Source organism: Thiolapillus sp., assembly GCF_048562965.1.
GTDB lineage: Bacteria > Pseudomonadota > Gammaproteobacteria > Chromatiales > Chromatiaceae > Thiolapillus > Thiolapillus brandeum_A.
Map to the genome: position 1 here is coordinate 1 of NZ_JBHNMF010000289.1, position 4,311 is coordinate 4,311.

The window sequence follows — 4,311 nt, forward strand, 5'->3', positions numbered from 1 at the left end:
AGTGAGTCTCTATATGGTCTGAGATCACCCATGACTAGGGCATTCAGATTGGTCGTCGCAAGCGCTTCTAACCCTTCTGCATCGACAAGCGCCGCTGCCATCGCCGCACATCTCACATCGTCATATCGGGCGTGTTGCGAATCATTTTTCGACAGATCGGCGTAGACATATTGCGTTTTGTCGATTTCACCCCATGCATGGAATGCAGCGCGTCTGATCAGACACGGAAGACATCGGCCGCAGTGTTGCCAGCCATTCCGGGCATAGCGGCCACAGCTTGTCGTCTCTGCAGCGTGTTTCTTGAGAAATGCCTGATCCTTGCATCCACGGAGCATCTCGCCCTTCGTCTTGAACTGATATGGGTTGCGAACGGTGATGCGCAGATCAGCAACATCAAGTAATTTCTGAAATAACCCTAGAAAAACCGGATGTGTCGTCCTTGTGCTAAGACTACCAAGCCGCGCAGGCGTAAGAGGTGGATTAATCGATATCAACCCGTTCTCACACATATACAGATCAACACGCTCACCATCCTTGTAGCGCCTTAGCGCGCTGGCTGCCAAAACGCCGTAGGCGAGGAATATGAATGAACGTGCACGTTGTGAACGATCGTTCTCACCCGGACATTTGACGTTATGGTTCAGTTGAAGATGATCAAGCCCAGCACCGATCTTGGCAGCAAACTCTGCTTGCGATTGCTTATCACCGGCCGCAACCTGGCTGACGGCAAAAGGGTTTTTGCCATCGGCAACGAGGTCGATAGCACCGACAAAGCTGTCTAGACCGCCCGAGAGCAAGGCAACACAATCACTATCTGGGAATTTCGGAACTTTCGGTGGTTTCGGGTAAAGCCCATAACCCGTGAATTCCAGTTCCCATACATCGGTTGTAAGGAACTTGAGCTGATCCTCGATGAGCAAGCGATGTGCAGTCCAGAAGTCCGGATCGCTCACTGCTACCTTAAGAGTAATCTGGCGGGTCCACCCGTCCGGACTATCGCCACGCCGCACAGCGGTATCAGCACAAATGACAGATAGAGCGAGTGACAGCAGATCCCACGCACGTGGCACCGGGGATAGCTTTAAATGCTGAACGTGTTTGAGAATTGACCCGCCGGCCGAGCCTTGAGAAGAATTCTCTGCAGAACCGTACAAGATACATCGCAGGTCATCTTTGCGCAGGCGCCCAAGCTTAGAATTAGAAGTGCCACATAGAATCTTCATCTACAGATACCCCTCAAAAACCCCTATTGCCAGCCCGATGGCATCACGGACCATAGCGGCGACCCTGCTGCTGCCCAGTGCGGCCGCACCGCCCGCCAACTTCCTGAATTCTGCGGCGACCGCTTGCGTAATGAAATCTCGTACCTCTTTAAGGCGGGAAAGAGCGCTCATTGCACTCGGTGCTTTTTCCTGGATTGTCTTGCCAAGATCAAGTTCAAACCGATTGAACACATCCCATGCGATAAAGCGCTCAACAGCGAGTATCCGCTGCTCCTCTGAAAGGTTGAGCAGGTCAGCGTCCGGGTACTGTGTAAGAAGCTCGGAAAGTGCTTTGCCGATCGCAGCACGACTGGCCTCACTATCCTGGGTACCATCCACGGGTCGCGCTGCTTCGACGACAGCGCTCATGACTTCGTCGGCGCTACGGCCTGCGAGAACAGCAGGATCAAGCTCGTTTCGCGCACCTGACGCTTGGCCGGCAGCAGCTGCTGATAACGCGCCAAACAGTGTTCCGGCGGTACGAGCTGTACCACCAAGTCGGCGCACAGCTGTACCCCCACCACCCAGACCTTTATGGGCGTAGTGTCCCACGCCTTTTCGCATATCATCGGCCGAACCTGTACGGGCAAAACTACCAAGCCGTGTACGCGCCCCAGCAAAGCGTGCGGGCGGTGCTATGGGCACAGGCTGTGCGGAGGCTGGCGCAGTTTGATCAGGCGCATCGCCGCCATCCGGTGGAGTAGCACCATCATCTCTAGGCCCATCACCGGACGGTGGCACAGGATCCGGCACCCAAGGTGGCACCATAGGCGTGCCGGAAGGTGAGCCGGAGCTTGATGACGACGTGCCCATCATCCCTTCTCCACGGTTCCGATCGCCTTTTTAACAGGATCACTCACGTCAGTGTCCTTCCAGCGATCTAAAACACCAGCAGCCCATGGCTGGTCGCTGATTTTGGGCACGATACCGGGCTTTATCTGGCCAGCTGGGCGTTCGCTCAAGAAGCCTGCGACGCGGGTTCCCAGCGACGGATCGGCCTTGGCAACGGCGATACATGCGTCAAGAATTGCGGGGGTACCCCACTCCTGCTCGCGCCGCGCCTGTTCGAGTACACGATCCATGATGACAGTGGTTTCTGGCCGTGGAAGTGCCGCAAGCCGATCATGGAGACTCGCAGCCATATCAGGAATCTTGAGAATGGCGGTGAGCAGTTCCGCACCTTCTGATGACAACCGATCCTCTGGTGTAATCAGTGGTGCGTGCTCGCGGCTGACGTAAAGGACTCCTCGCAAGTCAATATCAGCAAGCTGAGGCGTAATCGCAAGCCATTCGCGGATAAATGGATCATCCCAGAGCTGATCCAGCTCAAGTTCCTCGTTAGCCGCAGCCTTCTGCTCCCACTCAGCTAGGAAAACTGGCTTGCCGTCAGGATCATTGTTCACAGCCGCGGTTAAGGCGTCATACGCCTTCGGGTTTCCACAGCGTTCAAAGAGCAGCATCTTGGCCAGGACTGCCTCATCGACACCGACATCATGCGCGCGCGAGATGGCCATCCTGATTGATAGCGCATTAAGGAACCGTTTGACGAGGCGAGGATTACCTGCGATCTGGCTGGCACTTACCATGAGCGGCGCAAGGCGGTCGGCTGTGTCAAAGCGCGCAATGATCTCGGCTGGCGCATCTTTGTAAACAGTCTGCATAAAGGCCCGGTCAACGCGTTCGCCACGCCAACTCTTCGCAAGCTGAGCGCAGACAGCCTCACGGATGCTTTCCTTAATCGCATCTTCAATATCAGCAGTCTCGACGAACAGAAGCATCATGTAGGCCCGTACTTCTTGTGTGCCGAGCGGCGGAACGCGGATGGGGATCTGTATGAGTTTGTCGAAATAATTAATGACCAAGTCATCATCAACATTTCCGAAATGCTGACGAACAGCATGCTTGATCATTGCATCGTCGGCAGCGATGACGAAAGCCGTATTATTCAGGAACAGAAAGAGGCGTATAGCTTCCAGCGTCGAAATGGTGGTAGGTGGCAGACAGCGGTCCAGGTCGTCGATGAGTACAACGAGTGTTACACCCATCTCTTTAAGCGTTTGCTCGAAACACTCCCGAATGGCGTGAATCTCACGCGGCGGTGAAAGTTCCGGTTTCGCCTGGATCAGCCCTCCAGCCGTTGTGAAGGCATTGGCTGCCAGTTCTTCAGCACCTTCTACATCGCCTTCCGTCAGATCGCCAGATAACGCCTTCTTTCCAAAGGCGACGGCCTCGCCGATCAGTCCAGTAGGTGGTAGTCCGAGAGCAAGCGCAAGTCCGGACCCAACCCCCAGCTTGGCGGCACGCAGCCAGTTGACACGCTGCAGGAGTTCTTTTGCCTTGTCGACCCCATTTTTCCGTCTATCCGCCTCTTCATTCAGCGTTGTAGCTATGACTTCAAGCAACGCCGCGCGAGCATCATCGTAGCCCTGATAAAGCCAAGCATTGAACTCTACGTAGATGAACTGCTCAGGATCATTCTGGTCCTTCTCGCCAAGTGCTGTCCGTACAAGCTTGATCATCGAGGACTTCCCTGCTCCCCAGGAACCCGAAATACCGATCGAGGTCGGCCGCCCGGCTGCCTCCGTGATGATCTCAGCGACAGTATCGGCAACACCTGAGAAGTTCAGGAAGTCCTTTTCAGTTTCGTTATCAGCCCACATTTCCCAGCAATTCCTAATTGATCAGTCCGGTTCGTACGATTTCCCCACAACCGCACCCACGACACCGCCCACCACAGCCGCTGCCAATCGCAGTGGTGGCGGAACAAACAGAAATGCAAGTGCACCCACGGCCCCACCAGTCCAAGCATTTCCATTCTTCCTTTTCTTTGACAAAGGCGCTGTTCGGTACCCATTCGCACCACGAGCAGATGCTGTTGTACCGTTGCCTTTGCTACGGTTGCAGCTTATACAGGCCGCATACAGATTATTGGCTCCTCAGCAGAATTTGTGGGTAGCTGAGGTGGGTTTGAGGCAAATGATCAGGTCTGTCCTGTCGGGGTGTGAAGGGCACATTATTCAGGAGCCCGGGAAACCCGACCGCGACAACA

At 55.0% G+C, this 4,311-nt stretch carries 3 protein-coding genes; all 3 read right to left on the reverse strand.

The window, feature by feature from the left end; translation table 11 throughout:
* On the reverse strand, window positions 1-1,223 hold a 1,223-nt coding region (qatC, locus tag ACOCD2_RS13335; RefSeq protein ID WP_419588450.1), incomplete at its 3' end, for a Qat anti-phage system QueC-like protein QatC.
* Window positions 1,224-2,078 carry a Qat anti-phage system associated protein QatB gene (gene qatB / locus ACOCD2_RS13340; RefSeq protein ID WP_419609072.1) on the reverse strand — a complete coding sequence of 285 codons (855 nt, stop codon included), beginning with the start codon at window positions 2,076-2,078 and terminating at the stop codon, window positions 1,224-1,226.
* Complete coding sequence (locus ACOCD2_RS13345; protein ID WP_419583588.1) at window positions 2,075-3,922, reverse strand: KAP family P-loop NTPase fold protein; 1,848 nt, start codon at window positions 3,920-3,922, stop codon at window positions 2,075-2,077. Before ACOCD2_RS13345 ends, qatB begins: the two co-directional genes overlap by 4 nt.
* Between the last annotated feature and the right edge of the window lie 389 nt (window positions 3,923-4,311).

Coding starts and splice junctions, on each gene's coding strand:
- qatB (WP_419609072.1), bottom strand. CDS start 2,078: ATGATGGGCACGTCGTCATCAAGCTCCGGCTCACCTTCCGGCACGCCT.
- ACOCD2_RS13345 (WP_419583588.1), bottom strand. CDS start 3,922: ATGTGGGCTGATAACGAAACTGAAAAGGACTTCCTGAACTTCTCAGGT.